Here is an 18,172-nt window from a genome sequence, read left to right on the forward strand (position 1 = left end):
AACAGCTAAAAAATGGCTCGTTATACAGGCCCCATCACCCGCAAGTCGCGTCGTCTGCGCGTCGACCTCGTCGGAGGCGACCAGGCGTTCGAGCGTCGTCCTTACCCGCCCGGCCAGCACGGCCGCGCGCGGATCAAGGAATCCGAGTACCTGATGCAGCTGCAGGAGAAGCAGAAGGCTCGCTTCTCCTACGGCGTCATGGAGAAGCAGTTCCGTCGCTACTACGAAGAGGCCAACCGCCTCAAGGGTAAGACCGGCGACAACCTGCTCCGTCTGCTCGAGTCGCGTCTGGACAACGTCGTGTACCGCGCCGGTCTGGCGCGCACCCGTCGCCAGGCTCGTCAGCTGGTCAGCCACGGTCACTTCACCGTCAACGGTGTCAAGGTGAACGTGCCCAGCTACCAGGTCTCCCAGTACGACATCATCGATGTCAAGGAGAAGTCGCTGCCGACGCTGCCGTTCCAGGTGGCGCGCGAGACCGTCGGCGACCGTCCGGTCCCGGGTTGGCTGCAGGTCGTCCCCGGCCGTCTGCGCATCCTGGTGCACCAGCTGCCCGAGCGCGCGCAGATCGATGTGCCGCTGCAGGAACAGCTCATCGTCGAGTACTACTCGAAGTAAGCGCTTTTGGTGGGGGCCGTTTAGACGGCGGCCCCCGCAATCACTGATTAGGCGTCAAATAGCGGACGCCCTGACAGGAAGTAGATCCTCATGCTGATTTCCCAGCGTCCGACACTGACCGAAGAGGTTGTGGCGGAGAACCGCTCGAAGTTCACCATCGAACCCCTCGAGCCGGGCTTCGGTTACACCCTCGGCAACTCGCTGCGTCGTACCCTGCTGTCCTCCATCCCGGGGGCCGCGGTCACGAGCATCCGCATCGACGGTGTCCTGCACGAGTTCACCACCGTTCCCGGCGTGAAGGAAGATGTCACCGACATCATCCTGAACCTCAAGGGTCTGGTCGTGTCCTCCGAAGAGGACGAGCCGGTCACCATGTACGTGCGTAAGCAGGGCCCCGGCACCGTCACCGCTGGTGACATCGTCCCGCCGGCTGGTGTTGTCGTGCACAACCCGGACATGCACATCGCCACCCTGAACGACAAGGGCAAGCTCGAGATCGAGCTCGTCGTCGAGCGGGGCCGCGGTTACGTGCCCGCCGTGCAGAACAAGGCGACCGGTGCGGAAATCGGCCGGATCCCGGTGGATTCGATCTACTCCCCGGTGCTCAAGGTGACCTACAAGGTCGAGGCCACCCGTGTCGAGCAGCGCACCGACTTCGACCGTCTCATCCTCGACGTGGAGACCAAGAACTCCATCACGGCGCGGGACGCGCTCGCTTCGGCGGGTAAGACCCTGGTCGAGCTCTTCGGCCTGGCCCGTGAGCTCAACGTCGAAGCCGAGGGCATCGAGATCGGCCCCAGCCCGGCCGAGGCGGATCACATCGCCTCCTTCGGTCTGCCGATCGAGGACCTGGACCTCACCGTCCGGTCCTACAACTGCCTCAAGCGCGAGGGTGTGCACACGGTGGGCGAGCTTGTCGCCCGTACCGAGTCGGACCTGCTCGACATCCGCAACTTCGGCCAGAAGTCCATCGACGAGGTCAAGGTCAAGCTGCACGCGCTCGGCCTCTCGCTGAAGGACTCGCCCGCCTCGTTCGACCCGTCCTCCGTGGTGGGTTACGACGCGAGCACCGGCACCTGGAGCGATTCCGGCACCTTCAGTGACACCGACGGCGGCGAGCAGGACTACGCCGAGACCGAACAGCTCTAGATCTTCGGGGGGCACCCCGGACGATCTTTCCCAAGGAGAATCCAATGCCTAAGCCCAAGAAGGGTGCCCGCTTCGGCGGGTCGGCGTCGCACCAGAAGGCGATCTTCGCCAACCTGGCCACGGCGCTTTTCGAGCACGGTCGTATCACGACCACCGAGTCGAAGGCCAAGGCGGTTCGCCCCTACGCCGAGAAGCTCATCACCAAGGCGAAGGGCGGCACGCTCGCCGACCGTCGCGAGGTCATGAAGGTCATCCGCAACAAGGACATCGTGCACGCGCTGTTCGCGGAGATCGGCCCCTCGTTCGAGGGTCGCGAGGGTGGCTACACCCGCATCACCAAGGCGCTGCCGCGCAAGGGTGACAACGCGCCGATGGCCGTCATCGAGCTGGTCCGCGAGAAGACCGTGACCAACGAGGCCGACCGGGCCCGTCGCGTCGCCGCTTCGCAGAAGGCCGAGGCGCCCGCCGCCGAGGAGACCACCGAAGAGGTTGTCGCCGAGGCTCCGGCCGCCGACGAGGCCGCCGAGGACAAGAAGGACGCCTGATTCTCAGGAGTTCGGCCGAGCCCGTCACCCTTCGTGGGTGACGGGCTCGTTCTTTTGCCAGTGACATCAGGTGCGGAGGAAGCGATGGACGACACCGAGCGGAGATCGATCCGGGTACGGCTCGGGATCAGCTACGACGGCACCGATTTCACCGGCTGGGCGCGTCAGCCCGGCTTGCGCACGGTGCAGGGCACGCTGGAGGAATCGCTGTCGAAGGTGTTCCGTGAGCCGATCCAGCTCACCGTCGCCGGTCGCACCGATGCCGGGGTGCACGCCGAAGGGCAGGTCGCGCACTTCGACACCACCGGCGAACTCGACGCCGACAAGCTGCTGTACCGGATGGCGCGGTTCCTGCCCAAGGACGTGCGCATCACCGAGGTGGCCCCCGCGCCTGCGGATTTCGATGCCCGCTTCTCCGCGATCCGCCGCCACTACCTCTACCGGCTGACCACCGCGCGCTACGGCGCCGAGCCGCTGCACGCCCGCAGCGTGGTCGCCGCCAAGCCGGGGCTCGACCTCGACGCGATGCGCGCCGCCTCGGCGACACTGCTCGGCCTGCACGATTTCGCGGCCTTCTGCCGTCGCCGCGAAGGCGCGACGACCGTGCGTGAGCTGCAACGATTCGACTGGGAACGCGACGGCGAACTGCTCAACGCCGCTGTCAGCGCCGACGCGTTCTGCTGGTCGATGGTGCGCAGTCTGGTCGGCGCTATCCTCGCCGTCGGTGAGGGCCGCCGGACACCCGAGTGGGTCGCGAGCCTGCTCACCGAGACGGAGCGCTCGAGTTCGGTGACGGTCGCGCCCGCCCACGGCCTGAGCCTGGTCGCCGTCGACTACCCGGCCGACGCCGACCTCGCCGCGCGCAACGCCCAGACCAGGGAGGCCAGGACCCTGCCCGCCGCGGGAGGCTGCTGCGGCGATTAGTCGCTGCGTGGTTGCGGCCGCTGCCGCCTTGGCGGGGATACGATAGCCCGACTCGACGTCAGCGAGAAAGCCGGGCAGATGACAGGTGATTCTGGTGGCCGGGTTCGCCCTTTCCGGCGGATAGCCGTTGTCTTGCTGGTGGTCGTCACCGGGCTGTTCGCGCTGACCGCCGTCGTCGCCGGTTATCTGCGCGCCGAAGTCCTCGATACCGATCACTATGTCGAGACGATGGCGCCGCTGGCCGACGATCCGGTGGTCCAGAATGCCGTCGCCGACGCGTTGACCAGGACCGTCATGGCCAGGATCGATGTCGAGAGCGCGACGTCGGATCTGCTCGAGTCCGTCGGCGACGCCGAGGACCGTGGCCCGCTCGCCGCGGCGCTGGTGCGTAGCCTGCCCTCGATGCTGGCTGCCCGATCCGAGGAGCTGGTCAGGGACGCGGCGACCGCCCTCGTGCGCAGCGACGCCTTTCCGCGACTGTGGAACGCGGCGAACCGGCAGGCGCACCGCGCGCTGGTCACGGCGTTGACCGGAAAGGACTCCGGTGTCGTTCAGGTGGGCGCCGGCGGCGTCGTGACGATCTCCCTTGACCAGATGCTGGACGAGGTCGGCGACGAACTGGACAGTCGCGGATTCGCCCTGGCGGACCGGGTCGTCGATCTGCGGTCCGAATTCGTGATCGCCGAATCCGACGCGCTGGCCAAGGCCCAGCAGGCCGTGCGCCTGCTCGATCGGGGGGCGATCGTGCTCGCGGTGGCCGCGCTCGCCTGCGCGATCGGTGCGGTCCTGGTGGCGGGCACCGGCTTTCGGCGGCGCGCGATTCTCGGTGTCGGCGCGAGCGTGCTGGTGGCCATGGTCGTGCTCGCGGTGGCGCTGATGCTCGCGCGCGGTGTGTATCTGGATCATGTTTCGGCGCACGTCGTCTCGGAGGAGGTCGCGCGCACCGTCTTCGACACCCTGTTGCATCCGTTGCGGGTCAGCATGCGGGTGCTGGCGGTGCTCGGTGCGCTCGCCGCGCTCGCCGCCTTCCTGGCTGGGCCGTCGGCGCCTGCCACCTGGGTGCGCACGACCGCCGACCGGGTGCTGGACCGGCTCCGCCGGGGCGAGCGCGGCCCGGTGTCCGGCTTCGTCTCGGCGAACATCGGCTGGTTGCGGTACGCGGTGCTGATCGTCGCCGCGACGGTGCTCGTGTTCTGGGACTACCCGACCGTGCGGGTGGCCGTGCTGATCGCGGTGGTCGCGGGCGTGGGATTGCTGGTTCTGGAGATCGTCGCCGGGCGACGGCGGATACCGTCACCGGATCGCTGACTTTGCAAGCTGCACAAGGTAGTCAGGCATGTCAGTTCTATCGCGTGTTCCGGGAAGCGACGGGCATGACGCCGGGGGAATACCGGATGGTTGCCCGGCGGCGGTCCGTCGCACTCTGAGCGCGACACGACGCGTATCGGGCATGCGTGATAAGCATCACAAACCGGCCGTACACGACCGAATGGTCCGGCCCGTATCTCCTGCAAAGGCCGGGGTCGGTTGAATATTTGATGAACGATAAATATTCCATTCTGAATCGTACGGTGGCGACACATCCGTGAATCTGGCAGGCTCTGACATCACGCGACGGGTGATTCATTGTGACGCCCGCGGTTTGCTGGTCGGTGGGCAAGAGAGCGGGGTGGGTGGCGTGGAGTCGTCGGAGCCTCTCGTCGAGCTGCGACTGAACGACGGTCCGGAATTGCAGGCGGGCGAGGCCTTCGCGCGGTGGGAGGCATCGCTGTCGGAAAGCTATGTACCGCTGGCGGTCGACCCCGTACGCGATCAGGCATTCCACGGGTGGATCGTGCGCGGCGCCATGCCCGGCTTCGAATTGTCGACTGTCGGTGCCAGTGGCCAGCGCGTCCGGCGTACCAAGAGCGGCATCGCCCATACCGACGGCGAGTTCCTGTTCGTCAGCATTCTCACCGCGGGTTTCGGCAGGATGCACCAGGACGGGCGCATCGCGGTGGTGCGACCGGGGGACATGGTCTTCTACGACACCACCCGGCCCTATCACTGGGACCTGGACGGCTCGTGGGCGCAGGTCGTGGCCAGGGTGCCGTTGGCCTTGCTCGGCGAACACGTCCCCGCCGATCGCAGCGCGCTGCCCACCGCCGTGACCGTGCAGGCCGACAGCCCCGGCGGTGTCGTGACCGGTTTCTTCCGCGACCTGGCCCGTATCCAGCAGAGCGCACCCGAGCAGGCCGCGGTGCTGGCCGCGAACGGGGTGAAGCTACTGGCCTCGGCGATCACACTCGCCGGTGGCTCGGTCCCGTCGGGGGCGTCGGCGCAGGCGCTGTCGCGGGAGCAGGTGCTGTCGTTCATGCGCGCGCGGTGTACCGACGCGGGCCTGACCGTCGACGAGATCGCCCGCGCGTGCCTGGTGTCGCGGCGCAGCCTGTACCGGCTGTTCGACGAGACCGGCGAGGGGTTGAGTACGGTGCTGCGACGCATGCGCGTCGAGTGCGCGCAGGTCCTGCTGATCCGCGATGCCGGCCGGTCGACGGCGTCGATCGCGCAGGCCTCCGGCTTCGCCTCCGAACGCCATTTCTTCCGTGCTTTCCGGGTGGAGACCGGGATGACGCCCGGGGAGTACCGGCTGGTCACCGCACCCGTTTCCGGTCGCGGCGCAGAAGGCCGCCACACCGCGTGAGCCGATTGCGCATGGGTGATATGTCCGAATTTGTGTGGCATGCTGTCCGCACGCGGGCTGGCTGGCGATCAAGGGAGGGCGCGGGGTGGTGCTGAATCGACGGACGACGGTCAGCGTTCGGACCGGACTCGATCAGCCTGCTCACCGCGTAATCGAGCGCTGGGAATCGCTGATGAGCGAGACCTACATCCCGCTCGCGGTGACGCCACACACCACCGAGCGCTTCGGCGGCCGGATCGCCGCCACGGAGTTCGACGGGCTGCTGGTCACCTCGGTCCAGGCGGGCGCGCAGACGGTCCGGCGGACGCCGCGGCTGATCGGCGCGGCCGAGGATCGCTACATCCTGGCCAGCATCTACCTGGGCGGGCGCGGTGTCATGCAGCAGGACGGCAGGACCGCGCACGTCGAGGCGGGCAGCATGGTGTTCTACGACAGCGCCAGGCCCTACCGCTGGGAGATCGACGAGGAGTTCGACAAGGTCGTCGTGCAGGTGCCGGTCTCCGCTCTCGACACCGTCGGCGCCCCGCTCGGCACGGTGCCCTCGGCGATCGCGCTCGGACCCGACCATCCGGCATCGGCGGTCGGCGCGTATTTCCGCGGTCTGGCGCGGGTGCAGCACAGCGACCCCGAGGTGGCCGCCGAACTGGCCAGGCACGGCGTCGGGATGATGGCGTCGGCGCTGGCGCTCGCCGCCGGTTCGATGCCGCGCGGGCCGTCGGCCACCGAACTCACCAGGGCCAGGGTCATCGCGTTCATGCGGCGCCGGTTCGCCGATGCCGACCTCACCGTCGACGCGGTCGCGCATCGCTTCGCCATTTCCCGCCGCACCCTTTACCGCCTGTTCGAAGGCGAGGAGAGTCCGGCCCGCCGCTTGCTGCGGATGCGACTCGAATATGCCTGCGAACTGTTGTGCGACGGGCGGATGCGCTCGATCGAGGAGATCGCCGCGGCCGCCGGATTCGCCGCGGAACGGCACTTCTATCGCGTATTCCATGCGGAATTCGGCATGGCTCCCGGCGAATACCGCGCCGGTTACCGACTTTGTTCCGGCCTGTGACGGCGCAGAATTGAGGATGTCCCTTTTCGGACCACTGTTACCGGTGCGCGGTTCGGCGTGCGTGTGGAATGCTTAGTGCGGGACACGACTTGATGCTCTCGAGAAATCGGGTCTACCGGCCTCGAGACGGGAAAACAGGCCGGACTTCCGGGCGGATTCGCCGGTTTGGCACGGACGGTCAGTCGAGTGGCACGCTATGACAGTTTATGTCGCCTCCATCTGCGAGAGAGTGAATCGAACACCTTTCACGGATTGAGCGACAGGGGTCACGATGTTTGGTCGGGTACGCGTGGCTGCGGTGCAAGCCGAGCCGAAGTGGTTGAACTTGTCCGCCGGAGTCGAACAGGCTATCGAGCTGATCGACGAGGCCGCCGATGGTGGTGCGCGGCTGGTCGCGTTCCCCGAGACCTTCCTGCCCGGGTTCCCGTGGTGGATGTGGCTCAATTCGGTCGACTGGGGCGAGGAGTTCATCGCGCGCTACCTGGCCAACGCGCTGACCGCCGAAGGGCCGGAGCTGCGGGCGCTCGCTTACGCCGCGCGTCGCAAGGGCATTCACGTCTCGATCGGTTTCGCCGAGCGCGCGGGCCGCGAGGTGTTCATGTCCCAGGCGCTCATCGACGTGAAAGGCGAGATCGCGATTGCCCGCAAGGCGGAGCCGACCGGGCTGGAGCGCACCGTCTTCGGCGCCGCCGACAGCAAGCTGCTGGTCCGTGACACCGAACTCGGCCGGATCGGTGTCCTCGGCGGGGCCGACCACATGCGTCCCGCGGTGCGCTCCCGGATGCACGACGAGCGCGAGCAGATCCACATCGCCGCGTGGTCGGGCTTCACCGTGTACTACGGCGAGGGCAAGGAGTGGGGGCCGGAACTCAACACCGCGGCCAGCGTCCGCTATGCGATGGACGGCCCGGCCTATGTGATCGCGCCGGTCGCCGTGGTGCCGGTCGCGGGCTGGGAAGTCGTCGACGCCCGCCTGCCGGGTCGCCGCCTGTTGCGTGGCGGCGGTGGCGTCTCCCGGATCTTCGGCCCCGGCGGCCTCGAGCTGGCGCCGCCGCTGGTCGAGGGGGAGGAAGGTCTGCTGTTCGCCGATCTGGACATCACCCGTGCGGTGCGGCCGGTCGCGCACAGTGAGTGCACCGAGAACTTCCGGGTGCCCAGCGGCCGGGTCGCGCGGCGGGAGCCGGTGCGAGCCGAACTCGCGGGCGCCTGAGGATCGGGCCGACTGGTCAGGAGCGGACCAGTCGCGCGATCGCGTCGGTCGCCTCTTTGATCTTGGCTTCGGCCTCGGGTCCACCGGCCACCGCCGCGTCGACGACGCAGTGCGAGATGTGGTCCTCGAGCAGGCCCATCGCGACCGCCTGCAGTGCCTTGGTCATCGCGGAGACCTGCGTCAGGATGTCGATGCAGTACTTCTCCTCCTCGACCATCCGCTGCAGGCCGCGGGCCTGGCCCTCGATGCGGCGCAGCCGCTTGAGGTAGTCGTCCTTGGCGGTGATGTAGCCGTGGCCGTGGCCCGCGTGCTCGCCGCCGGTAGCGGTGTCGGGGGTGGGTGCAGTCACCGAAGGTCTCCTCGCCGGCCGGGATGCTCGCCTGCGCGAGCTGATACCCCCCTAGGGTACAGTTTCCGGCCGGAATTGTCAGATAGGGCCGTCTGCGCGATCCCGGTGATGCGCGCGACCTGCCCAGACGGGAGAATCACCGGTATGAGTTCGCTTCCCCGGCCCGCCCTCGCCGTCATCGGCGGCAGCGGTTTCTATGACTTCTTCGACAACGACGCCACCCACGTCGAGGTCGACACACCGTACGGCGCGCCGAGCGCGCCCGTCGCGGTCGGCGAGGTCGACGGTCGTGCCGTCGCGTTCCTGCCGCGCCACGGCAAGCAGCACGAGTTCGCGCCGCACACCCTGCCGTACCAGGCCAACATGTGGGCACTGCGCTCGCTCGGCGTGCGCCGGGTGCTCGCGCCGTGTGCCGTCGGCAGCCTGCGCGCCGACTGGGGTCCCGGCACCGTGGCCGTGCCCGACCAGCTCGTCGACCGGACCTCGGGCCGCCCGCAGACCTACTTCGACGGCGGCGGCATCCACGTCTCCTTCGCCGACCCCTACTGCGACGACCTGCGCACCGCCGCGGTGAAGTCCGCGATCGCCACCGAGCTGCGCGTCGAGGACTCGGGCACGATGGTCGTCGTGCAGGGCCCGCGCTTCTCCACCAGGGCCGAGAGCCGCTGGTTCGCCGGACAGGGCTGGGACCTGGTCAACATGACCGGCCACCCCGAAGCGGTGCTCGCCCGCGAACTCGAGATGTGCTACGCCGCAGTCGCTCTCGTCACCGACCTGGACGCGGGTCTCGAGGAGGGCGACGGCGTGCACGCGGTGGACGTGTTCGCCGAGTTCAAGAAGAACCTCGGCCCGTTCAAGGAGCTCATGCGCCGCGCGGTCGCCGCGGTCGACAGCGAGGACACCTGCGAGCGCTGCCGCGTGCACGCCGGGGTATCGCTGCCCTTCGAACTGCCCTGATCACGCGGGCGGCGCGGTGACCTGTAGCTGAGCGAGCACGAAGACAGGCCCCGCGCCGTCGCCCGCGGGCAACGGCGACACCTCGATATCCGCGACGAGCCACCCATCCGGCTCGGCGGCCAGCCGCACCCCGGTCAGCGCGGCACTGGCGGCACCGGCCAGGATCTGCGCGCGAGCGGCGGCGATCTTGGCCCGGTCCTCGGGATGCGGGATCAGCCGTTCGTCGATTCCGCGCCAGCGCAGCCCGGGCACCGGTTCGGTGACCCACCGAACCTGGCGGACCTGCGCGGTATCGAGGATGCACAGATACAGGCCGGGCTGGGTGTTCCTGAGCAGCTCGAGGGTCGCCGCCTCGAACGACTTGTGTTGCGGGGCAACGCTGTCGGTGACGTCCACCGACAGGCCACGCCAGGAAAACCGCTGCGCCTGCGCTCCGTTGCGCGCGGCAACCAGCAGCGACCGGGGACCCGCCGCCGAGTGCACGGTCGCCACCCCGGACCACCGGCCGCCCGGCTCGGAACGCGTCAGGTCGGCGACGATATCCAGTGCGCGATCGAAGCGCTCGATCCGCTGGAACGGCTCGGCGCCGCGGTATTCGACCGGAGCAGATCCGAAATGCGGGCCGAGACCGGCGGGCCGGGACCACAAGATCCTGGCGCGCGCGTCGATCTGGAACGGCGCGACCCGAAGCTCCTCGGCAGGGGCCTGCGCACCCACCCACACCTTCACCGCGTGCGCGCGCGACCCCGGCCACACCACGGGCTCGGCCCGCAATCGCATCTCCGACCACGGATTCCGGGATTTCGGCAGCACCCGCTCGACCGGTGCGCCGGAGTCGTGGGCGGCGACGATCAGCGGTTGCAGCGCGGCCGGAATCGCCCGCTGATACGACGCCCAGTCCCGCGGGGTGGTGCCCGCGGTCAACATCGACCACGTGTCCGGCGCGCCGAGCGTCTCCACCAGCTGCCACCGCCCGATGATCACGTCTGCCCCTTCCGTGCGACTGTGCCATCGTGCCCGATCCATCGTGCGCCGCTGGTGGGGGGTCTGGTCGGCATCGATAAGCTCGGGGGATGGACACACCGCTGCGGTTGGAGGTCGTCGTCGCCAGTACCCGCCCCGAGCGGTTCGCGCCCGTGGTGGCCGACTGGTTTCTCGGGATGGTCGCCGAGCGGCCGGAATTCGAGGTCGGCGTGCTCGACCTGCGCGACATCGCGTTGCCCGTCGACCTCACCGAGACACCCGAGGTCGACGCGTTCCGGGCCAGGCTGGCCGCCGCCGACGCGTTCGCGGTCGTCACCTCCGAGTACAACCACGGCTACCCGGCGTCTCTGAAAACGGCACTCGACAGCGCCAAACGCGAATGGCGGGCCAAGCCGATCGGTTTCGTCTCCTACGGCGGGCTCTCGGGCGGCTTGCGCGCGGTCGAACAGCTGCGGCAGGTGGTCGCCGAACTGCACATGGTCTCGGTGCGCGAGTCGGTGAGCTTCGCCCAGGCCAAACGCCGATTCGACGCACAGGGCGTGACCGACGACCGTGCCGCCATCGACGCGAGTGCCAGGATGCTCGGCCAATTGGCTTGGTGGGGGCGGACTCTACGCGCTGCCAGAGCCGCGGACCCTTATCCCGGCTGAGCGCTCAGCTGTCTGCTAATGCGGCCCGCGCGAGCAGTCCCTCCGGTCGCTCGACACGGCATTTTCGTGCAATCCGGTCGCTGCCGGTCAGTTTTCTGACTCCACGGCGGCGAATTGCACGAAAATGCCGACCGGTCAGGCGTTCGCCATCGAGCGCTGACCGCGCGGCTGGCCGATGTAGGTCGCCTCACGCGGGATCGACACCAGGGTGAGGTTGACCCTGGTCGTTCCGGTCCGCAGCACCACCCGGTTGCCGATCGCGCCCGGCTGGTAGATCTCCAGATCGGGACGGGAAGCGGGCCAGCCGTTGGGATCGCCGGTCAGATAGATCGTGGTGACACCGGCGTGCGGAGCGGGCGCCAGCACTCCGTCGACGACGGTGGCGGTGAAACCCGCGTCGGACTGGTGTGTTTCGACCGCGATCGTCAGCCGCTCCGGGTTACCGACGGTGCTCACCAGTTGCTCCCAGGCCTGCGCCCGGTCGGTCCGCACGAGCACCCGCTCGCCGACCGCGAGCGCGCGGAACACCAGCTGCTGGGCCAGATACAGCTCGCCCGCCACATAGACCGAGGAGATACCGGCACCGATGATCCTGGCGGCGACACCGTTGCCCTCGTCGTCGGAACCGAGCAGCTGACCGCAGCCCGCCGACGGCAAGTGCAGCGCCCCGATGACATCGATCGGATACTCGGTGGTCGGCACGGTGTCGTCCACGCCGGGCACCGCGATCGGCAGATGCGCGAGCAGCGCGTCCCGGTGCCTGCCGTTCATCGACACCATGCCCTTGCTCGACGACTTCTCCGGCAGCTCACGGGCGGTCAATCGCCAAGCGGCGCCGACGCTCACCGATTCGGCGTCGCTACCGGGACGCAGCCGCACGGCGACGGTGGTGCCGCGCGAGGGCGCGACCCACAGCTGCGCGAGCAGATCCGAACCGAGCTGCTTGGGGTCGACCGCGCCGCCGATATTGACCGTGTTGCCGATCTCGGCGTACTTCCACCGCTGGGTGAGCGTGCGGGGATCGAGGCCCGCGGTGATCTGCTGCACGGCCTTGCGGATTTCGGGCGCGGTGAGAATACGGGCGCTGCAGTCGGCGTCCTCGAGCGTGCGCATGATGCGCTGAGTCGCGATGGTGACCGCGCGCGAAGCGCCGTCGGTGCCGCCGCCGCGCCGGGCCGTCGCATCGGGGCAGGCCACCGCGTCGAAGCTGATCGCGAGCCAGACCGTGCGATGCGCGGTGGCGGGCAACGGGCCGAGCAGCGATTCGTAGATCGCGCCCGCGGGCGTGCCGGAGCGGCTGCGGTGGCCGTGGCTGATGATATCGATGCCGCTGAGCAGGATGTCGTGCTGGTTGAGGCAGGCGGCCAGCTCGGGCAGGGGGAGCAGGTGGGAGGCGTGCACGGCGTTGCGGGCGATCCTGGTCAGCCCGCCCTTGGGCGGCAGCACCTCGACCACGGTGACCACGCGACTGCCGTCCCAATACAGGCCGAGCGAACGGCCGTCGGTGTCACGGAAGTCGACGGTGTCGCCGAGGGTGTAGTCGCGCTTGCTCGTATAGCGGCGGATGGTGCTCAGCCAGTCGAGGAGAGTCCGCTTGCCGATCGGGATCAGCGGCACCAGCGCGACGACGACGGCGATGCCGAGCGCGGGGAAGGGACCGAGGCCGCACACCAGCGTGAGGAGTCCTGCGGTCAAGCCGAGCACCTGCGCGATGAGCAGGTGCGGCAACGTGATGCGACCGAACAGTGGACGCGGACCCGCACCAGTGAACTCGGCCATTGGTTCCTCCCCCGAATGTGAACAAGTGCTGCCGGGAACTGTACTGTGTTGCCCGGACGAGAGCACTGTTCGGGGGAGGAACCATGCCTTCAAAACCCACTACACGCTGGCAGGTCAGCGGTTACCGCTTCCTGGTGCGGCGGATGGAGCACGCCCTGGTGCGCCGGGACGTGCGCATGCTGCACGATCCGATGCGTGCCCAGACCCGTGCGTACGCGGTCGGTTTGGTGCTCGGCCTGGTCGTCCTTGCCGGTTGCGGCATCCTCGCGCTGTTGCGTCCGCAGGACAAGATCGGCGACAGCAAGATCCTGATCGGCAAGGAATCCGGCGGCGTCTATGTCGTCATCGAGAACGTCGTGCACCCCGCGCTCAACCTGGCCTCGGCCCGGCTCGCCGCCGGTGAGGCGTCGAAGGCCGTGATCGTCAAGGAATCCGAGCTCGGCAAGAAGCCGCGCGGTCAGCTGATCGGTATCCCGGGTGCGCCGTCGTCGATCATGTACGACAAGGACGGCAAGGGCAGGCAGTGGTCGGTATGCGACCAGCTCAAGGCCGACGGCAGCAAGGACCTGACCACCTCGGTCCTGGCCGGTTCGCCCGATCTCGGCTCGAAGGCTTCGGTGCTGGACGTCAGCAAGGCGCTGCTGGTGCAGGGCAAGGACTCCGCATACCTTGTCTACGAGGGCAAACGCGCCAGGGTGAACCTGACCGATCCCGCCGTCACCAAGGCACTCGGAATCGTCGGCGAGACACCGCGACCGATCGGTGAGGGCCTGCTCAACGCGATCCCCGAAGTGCTGCCGATCATCTCGCCGACCATCGACAACCCCGGCGGCACCCCGTCCTACAGCGTCAGCGGGCACAAGATCGGTGACGTCGTCCAGGTGTTCAACTCGGCGAACCAGGACTATGTGGTGTTGCAGGACGGACTCCAGCCGGTCACCGCGCTGACCGCGCAGATCATCCGGAACTCGTACAACACCAACATGACTGGAACGACCATCCAGTCGACCGAGCACACCTACGCGAACGTCTCGAGCGCGCTGAAGGTGGGGTCGTACCCGAAGGACCGGCCGACCCTGGTGACCGCCAAGGACCAGCCCGTCAGCTGCCTGACCTGGAAGCCGATCGCGGGCGCCACCGACAACGCCGACGGCACCGCCCGCGCCGAACTCTCCGTGCTCACCGGTATCGCGCTGCCCATCCCGGACAATGCCAAGCTGGTCAACCTGGCCCAGGCCGACGGGTCCAAGGCCAACGCCGACTCCGTCTACATCCCGCCCGCCACCGGCGCCTACGTCCAGACCACCGGGATCGAACCCGACAGCCGTCGCAAGGACAGCCTGTTCTACATCGCCGACACCGGCGTCCGTTTCGGCATCAAGAACGCCGACGCGGCCAAGGCACTCGGGCTGGAGAAGGTGAAGGCCGAACCAGCGCCGTGGCCGATCGTCGGTCTGCTCGCGGGTGGTCCGAGCCTCGGCCGCGAGGACGCCATGGTCGCGCACGACGGCATCGCGCCCGACCCGTCGCCGGCCAAGCAGCCGGTCGCGACGGTCAACCCCGCCGCCAACTAGCCGGGCGGAGCCTGCGACCGCTCGCGGAGTTCGGCCACCTCGGTGCGCAGCGAGCGGACCTCGGCGACCAGTTCGGCGAGGGTCCGCTCGGCGCGATCGGCCGTGTCGTCGACCGTCTTGAGCTGTTCGACGACCCAGCTGGTCATCGTGCCGATGGCGAACGAGATCAGGCCGATGCCGAGGGTCATCAAAACCAGCGACACCAGCCTGCCCTCGGTGGTCACCGGGTAGACGTCGCCGTAGCCGACGGTCGTCACCGAGACCGCCGACCACCACAGGGCATCGCCGAAGGTCTTGATCTTGCTCTCGGGTGCGCCGTACTCGGCGTCGAAGAACGCCAGGCTCGACAGCAGCAGGATCAGCAGCGAACTGGTGGCGACGAAAGTGACCAGCCGCGTACGTGGTTTCGTCGCCCGGTTGAGGGTGTCGAGCAGCAGCAGCGCGGCGCGCACCAGACGCAGCGGGCGAAACGGCGGCACCAACACGACGAGCAGGTCCAGCGGATGCTTGCGGACGAACCGCGCGCGATTCGTGGACAAGCGCAGCCGGACCGCGAAGTCCACCGCGAAGACCGCCCAGATGCCGATATCGGCCCACAGCAGACCGGAATCCAGCGTCGGCGAGGCATCGGTGTCGAGCACCCGCCAGGCGTACAGCAGCAGGAACAGCACGGCCAGCACCATCAGCGGCAGATTGGTCGCGCGTTCCCACCGCTGCCTGTGGGTCGGCGGGCGGTCAGTGGTCAACGGATCCATGCGGCTACCTGGTTCGACGGGTGTGTACCCGAGGACGGTACCGCGTCCGCCGCCCCGCGAACTCAGGTGTCTTCGCGTACTCCGAACCGGCGGCGGATCGGGTAGGACGCGAGCATGCCGAGCACGAACAGCAGGCCGACGGTGCCCGCGCCGATCAACCCCACATTCCGGGCGGTGTTGTCCGGAACGGGCGCCGGTGCGGGCACCGCGAGCTGCACCTGCTTGGAAGGCGACGGCCGCTTCGGCGGCAGCGATCCGGTGACCTCGGCGGTGAGCGCGGCGATCGGATCTACGCTGCCGTAGCCGATGTACTGATTCCAGCCCTCGGCAGGCGCGTGCGCTGTCGCCTGGACCCGCTTCATCACCTCTTTGGCGCTGAGTTCGGGGAAACGCGCGCGGACAAGCGCGACCACCCCGGACACCAGCGGCGTCGCGAAACTGGTTCCGCTGATCGCGGCGGTCGCGCCCTGCTGATTGACCGTCCCGGTCGCGGTCCCGGCGCCACGCGGGCTCAGTGAGGTCATGTTCTCGCCTGGCGCCGCGACACTGAGCCACGGTCCGGCGACCGTGAACTTCGACGGCGCGCCGTTCGCGTCGATCGAGCCGACGGCGAGCACATAGTCGTCCCAGCGGGCCGGGCTGACCATCATCGCGGTCTTCGTCCACGGGTCCGCGTTCGGTTCGAGCGGGTCGATCACGGTGTTCGCGGTCTTGCAGGTATCCGAATTACCCGCGGCGACAACAGGAACCGCGTTCTTCACCTCGACCGCGTACTGCAACGCCGCCCCGACGGCACTGTCGTTGACGCCCTTGTTGGTGCCGCACCACACCTCGGAGACATTGATGACGCTCGCGCCCATATCGGCGGCGCGCCGGATGGCCGAGGCCATGGTGTTCAGGTTGCCGTAGCCGTCGGGCATCTCCTCGGGAGCCTTGTTCCGGTTGGCCCCCTCCTTCTGATACATCTTGCTGGTCTGCCGGATGGTGAGGATGCGTGCCTCGGGCGCGACCCCGGCGAAACCCTGTCCGGGGATCTGCGTCGCCGCGATCAACCCGGCCACGAAGGTGCCGTGCGCATCGCAATCCTCGGCGCCGTCACCGGAATTGGCGACGTAGTCACCGCCGGCGATCATGTCGGGCAGCCGGTCGTGCCTGCTCACCCCGGTGTCGATCACCGCGATCAATTGGCCTGCGCCGCGGGAGAACTCCCAGGCACGGGTCAGATCGAGCGAGCGTTGCGCATCCGGCACGGCGGCGCCGTCGCCGCCGGTCGCCACGGTGGTGCACACCGCGTTCGACCCGACTTCGGTTTTCTCGGGCGGCGCGGCCGGATCACCGGCGGGCAGGTTCGCTGGATCGGCCGCGGGCGGACGCTCGGCCGAAGCCGGTGCGGCCCCGAGCCCGAACGACGCGCCGACACCGAGCGCCACGGCCGCCGCCGCGAGGCGCAGGCTCGCGTTCACAGCCCGCGGACGAGGGAGTAGAGCTCGGCGACCCAGAACACCAGCGGCAGCACCGCGGCGACGAACGCGTACTCGAGCAGTTCGACGGCCCGGCGCATCGGCGGTGTCGCCGACTGGTTCGGCACGATCAGGCCGATCACCAGCGCGGCGATCAGGATGGCCAGCGCGGCACCGAAAACGACCAGCGGCTGGCGCATTTCGAGCGAGACGCCGATCAGCATGATCAGCACGATCGCCGCGCCGCCCGCGATCAGCACGATCGCCTGCTCGGCGCCCGCGTAGGTGCGGCTGCGGAACATCAGCACGGCCGCGCAGACCAGCGCGAGCGCGATACCGGGCCAGTAGGCGTCGTCGGCGCCGGCGTCGATCGCGAGCAGCGCGCCGACGACGGTGACCAGCGTGGTCGCGGTGACCAGGCCGGCGAGGTAGTTGCGGGCCCGCTCCGACCTGGCGCGCAGCGCGTCGAGGGTCGGCAGGGCGCGGTGGTCGTCCGGGTCGTCCTCGGTCGGGTCGATCGGGGTGCCGGGGGAGGGCACCGGTGGCAGCGGCAGCTTCGCCAGCAGCATGGACACGCGCGGCGACAGCGACAGCCCGGCCAGCGCGACCGCGGCGACGACCGCGCCGATGGCCTTGACCGGCTGATCGGTGAGCAACCCGACGATCGCCGCGGGAATGACGAACACCGATACCGTTGCGGCGCCGATGAACAGGGCGAGACCGACGCCGGTGACGCGCCAGGCCAGCACCGCGGTCGCGCCGAACAGCGTCGAACCGAGCAGCAGATGGGCCCAGCCGTAATGGTCGGGGACCAGCAGCATCCCGCCGGTGAACGCGGTCGGCAGCGCGCAGCCGCCGAGGACCAGCGCGGCGGAGGTGTCGCCGTACATGCGGCTGAGCACCGTGCCCGCGACGACACACAGGATGGCGACGAACAGCGCGAGCGAGCCGGTCACCCAGAACGGCAACGCGTCCGGCGCGGCGAGCAGGCCGAAGCAGCCGACCAGCATCGTGATCGCGGCGAGCACAGAACCGGTGATGCGCGCCGTCTTCGGCGTCCAGCTCCGGTAGTGCTCGGCGTCGGCGATCGCGACGTTGTACATGATGTCGTCGAACAGCGGCGTCGGCGCGGTGTGCGAGGCGCTCTCCAGCATGAGGAGTTCGCCGTCACGGACGCCGTGCTCACCGAGGCTGAGGGAGTTCGAGAACGGGGGGTGGCCGATCCGGGCGAGCACCCATTCGGCGGGCTCGTAGCGCTCGCCGTCGTTGTCGAAATCATTGGACCGGCTGTGCTGAGCGACCATGTCGACCACGCTCGGAATGACGAGCGCGACCGGCACATCGACCGGAATCGCCATGTCGACCTGCGTGTGCTTGGCCAGAATCGTCACCCGGGCCAGGTCCGGTGCGCGAACGATGCCGCGCGCGGAATCCTCTTCAAGATGATCGAGTCGCGCGTGCGTCAAAACTCCCCCAAC

General features: G+C 68.7%; 17 protein-coding genes. 11 read left to right on the forward strand and 6 right to left on the reverse strand.

Annotated elements, in window-relative coordinates; all coding sequences use genetic code 11:
- The first annotated feature begins 12 nt into the window (after nucleotides 1-12).
- The 8 genes from rpsD to ACWF9G_RS00965 all read left to right on the forward strand — a co-directional run bounded on the left by rpsD (nucleotide 13) and on the right by ACWF9G_RS00965 (nucleotide 8,186).
- On the forward strand, nucleotides 13-618 hold the full coding sequence (rpsD, locus tag ACWF9G_RS00930) for a 30S ribosomal protein S4 (RefSeq protein WP_378845530.1): 606 nt from the start codon (nucleotides 13-15) through the stop codon (nucleotides 616-618).
- 90 nt (nucleotides 619-708) lie between these two features.
- On the forward strand, nucleotides 709-1,767 hold the full coding sequence (locus tag ACWF9G_RS00935) for a DNA-directed RNA polymerase subunit alpha (protein ID WP_022567324.1): 1,059 nt from the start codon (nucleotides 709-711) through the stop codon (nucleotides 1,765-1,767).
- A gap of 44 nt (nucleotides 1,768-1,811) precedes the next feature.
- A complete protein-coding gene (gene rplQ / locus ACWF9G_RS00940) occupies nucleotides 1,812-2,312 on the forward strand; it encodes a 50S ribosomal protein L17 (protein ID WP_378845528.1) in 501 nt (166 codons plus the stop codon).
- An 84-nt stretch (nucleotides 2,313-2,396) separates the two neighbouring features.
- Nucleotides 2,397-3,236: a tRNA pseudouridine(38-40) synthase TruA gene (gene truA / locus ACWF9G_RS00945; protein ID WP_452512674.1), complete on the forward strand. Its 840-nt coding sequence runs from the start codon at nucleotides 2,397-2,399 to the stop codon at nucleotides 3,234-3,236.
- A 78-nt stretch (nucleotides 3,237-3,314) separates the two neighbouring features.
- A complete protein-coding gene (locus tag ACWF9G_RS00950) occupies nucleotides 3,315-4,544 on the forward strand; it encodes a hypothetical protein (RefSeq protein WP_452512676.1) in 1,230 nt (409 codons plus the stop codon).
- A 370-nt stretch (nucleotides 4,545-4,914) separates the two neighbouring features.
- Nucleotides 4,915-5,919, forward strand: a complete 1,005-nt coding sequence (locus tag ACWF9G_RS00955) for a helix-turn-helix domain-containing protein (RefSeq protein WP_452512678.1) — start codon at nucleotides 4,915-4,917, stop codon at nucleotides 5,917-5,919.
- 172 nt (nucleotides 5,920-6,091) lie between these two features.
- On the forward strand, nucleotides 6,092-6,976 hold the full coding sequence (locus ACWF9G_RS00960) for an AraC-like ligand-binding domain-containing protein (RefSeq protein WP_452512680.1): 885 nt from the start codon (nucleotides 6,092-6,094) through the stop codon (nucleotides 6,974-6,976).
- Nucleotides 6,977-7,265: 289 nt separating this feature from the next.
- On the forward strand, nucleotides 7,266-8,186 hold the full coding sequence (locus tag ACWF9G_RS00965) for a nitrilase-related carbon-nitrogen hydrolase (protein ID WP_379307976.1): 921 nt from the start codon (nucleotides 7,266-7,268) through the stop codon (nucleotides 8,184-8,186).
- Between the two features lie 16 nt (nucleotides 8,187-8,202).
- Here ACWF9G_RS00965 and ACWF9G_RS00970 read toward each other — a convergent pair whose 3' ends face one another.
- Nucleotides 8,203-8,535, reverse strand: coding sequence for a metal-sensitive transcriptional regulator (locus tag ACWF9G_RS00970; protein WP_379081090.1), 333 nt, complete (start codon nucleotides 8,533-8,535; stop codon nucleotides 8,203-8,205).
- Nucleotides 8,536-8,679: 144 nt separating this feature from the next.
- Here ACWF9G_RS00970 and ACWF9G_RS00975 point away from each other — a divergent pair, with 144 nt between their 5' ends.
- Nucleotides 8,680-9,492 (forward strand): S-methyl-5'-thioadenosine phosphorylase, encoded by an 813-nt coding sequence (locus ACWF9G_RS00975; protein ID WP_379307975.1) that lies wholly within the window; start codon nucleotides 8,680-8,682, stop codon nucleotides 9,490-9,492.
- Here the strand turns inward: ACWF9G_RS00975 and ACWF9G_RS00980 are convergent, their stop codons facing one another.
- The gene (locus ACWF9G_RS00980) at nucleotides 9,493-10,476 is read right to left on the reverse strand and encodes a GAF domain-containing protein (RefSeq protein ID WP_452512682.1); all 984 of its coding nucleotides are present in this window, start codon (nucleotides 10,474-10,476) and stop codon (nucleotides 9,493-9,495) included. It lies immediately after the preceding gene.
- Between the two features lie 89 nt (nucleotides 10,477-10,565).
- On the opposite strand from ACWF9G_RS00980, the gene ACWF9G_RS00985 reads away from it, so the two are divergent.
- Nucleotides 10,566-11,126, forward strand: coding sequence for an NADPH-dependent FMN reductase (locus ACWF9G_RS00985; protein WP_452512684.1), 561 nt, complete (start codon nucleotides 10,566-10,568; stop codon nucleotides 11,124-11,126).
- Nucleotides 11,127-11,261: 135 nt separating this feature from the next.
- Here the strand turns inward: ACWF9G_RS00985 and eccE are convergent, their stop codons facing one another.
- On the reverse strand, nucleotides 11,262-12,905 hold the full coding sequence (gene eccE, locus ACWF9G_RS00990) for a type VII secretion protein EccE (protein WP_379307972.1): 1,644 nt from the start codon (nucleotides 12,903-12,905) through the stop codon (nucleotides 11,262-11,264).
- Nucleotides 12,906-12,988: 83 nt separating this feature from the next.
- Between eccE and eccB the strand changes: the two genes are divergently transcribed.
- Nucleotides 12,989-14,479 (forward strand): type VII secretion protein EccB, encoded by a 1,491-nt coding sequence (gene eccB, locus ACWF9G_RS00995; protein ID WP_452512686.1) that lies wholly within the window; start codon nucleotides 12,989-12,991, stop codon nucleotides 14,477-14,479.
- Here the strand turns inward: eccB and ACWF9G_RS01000 are convergent.
- The 3 genes from ACWF9G_RS01000 to eccD form a co-directional block, all read right to left on the reverse strand.
- Entirely contained in the window at nucleotides 14,476-15,234 is a 759-nt protein-coding gene (locus ACWF9G_RS01000) for a potassium channel family protein (RefSeq protein WP_452512688.1), read from the reverse strand. The genes eccB and ACWF9G_RS01000 overlap by 4 nt on opposite strands.
- Before the next feature lie 62 nt (nucleotides 15,235-15,296).
- A complete protein-coding gene (mycP, locus tag ACWF9G_RS01005) occupies nucleotides 15,297-16,697 on the reverse strand; it encodes a type VII secretion-associated serine protease mycosin (protein ID WP_452512690.1) in 1,401 nt (466 codons plus the stop codon).
- Entirely contained in the window at nucleotides 16,694-18,160 is a 1,467-nt protein-coding gene (gene eccD, locus ACWF9G_RS01010) for a type VII secretion integral membrane protein EccD (protein ID WP_452512692.1), read from the reverse strand. The genes mycP and eccD overlap by 4 nt, the downstream gene beginning before the upstream one ends.
- Nucleotides 18,161-18,172: the final 12 nt, after the last annotated feature.

Source organism: Nocardia sp. NPDC055029 (assembly GCF_053608525.1).

What these genes read in the sequence shown, in the direction of transcription:
- eccB (WP_452512686.1), top strand. Translation starts at nt 12,989, where the DNA reads ATGCCTTCAAAACCCACTACACGCTGGCAGGTCAGCGGTTACCGCTTC.
- ACWF9G_RS00935 (WP_022567324.1), top strand. Translation starts at nt 709, where the DNA reads ATGCTGATTTCCCAGCGTCCGACACTGACCGAAGAGGTTGTGGCGGAG.
- eccE (WP_379307972.1), bottom strand. Translation starts at nt 12,905, where the DNA reads ATGGCCGAGTTCACTGGTGCGGGTCCGCGTCCACTGTTCGGTCGCATC.
- truA (WP_452512674.1), top strand. Translation starts at nt 2,397, where the DNA reads ATGGACGACACCGAGCGGAGATCGATCCGGGTACGGCTCGGGATCAGC.
- ACWF9G_RS00950 (WP_452512676.1), top strand. Translation starts at nt 3,315, where the DNA reads ATGACAGGTGATTCTGGTGGCCGGGTTCGCCCTTTCCGGCGGATAGCC.
- ACWF9G_RS00975 (WP_379307975.1), top strand. Translation starts at nt 8,680, where the DNA reads ATGAGTTCGCTTCCCCGGCCCGCCCTCGCCGTCATCGGCGGCAGCGGT.
- rpsD (WP_378845530.1), top strand. Translation starts at nt 13, where the DNA reads ATGGCTCGTTATACAGGCCCCATCACCCGCAAGTCGCGTCGTCTGCGC.
- ACWF9G_RS00960 (WP_452512680.1), top strand. Translation starts at nt 6,092, where the DNA reads ATGAGCGAGACCTACATCCCGCTCGCGGTGACGCCACACACCACCGAG.
- ACWF9G_RS00985 (WP_452512684.1), top strand. Translation starts at nt 10,566, where the DNA reads ATGGACACACCGCTGCGGTTGGAGGTCGTCGTCGCCAGTACCCGCCCC.
- rplQ (WP_378845528.1), top strand. Translation starts at nt 1,812, where the DNA reads ATGCCTAAGCCCAAGAAGGGTGCCCGCTTCGGCGGGTCGGCGTCGCAC.
- ACWF9G_RS01000 (WP_452512688.1), bottom strand. Translation starts at nt 15,234, where the DNA reads ATGGATCCGTTGACCACTGACCGCCCGCCGACCCACAGGCAGCGGTGG.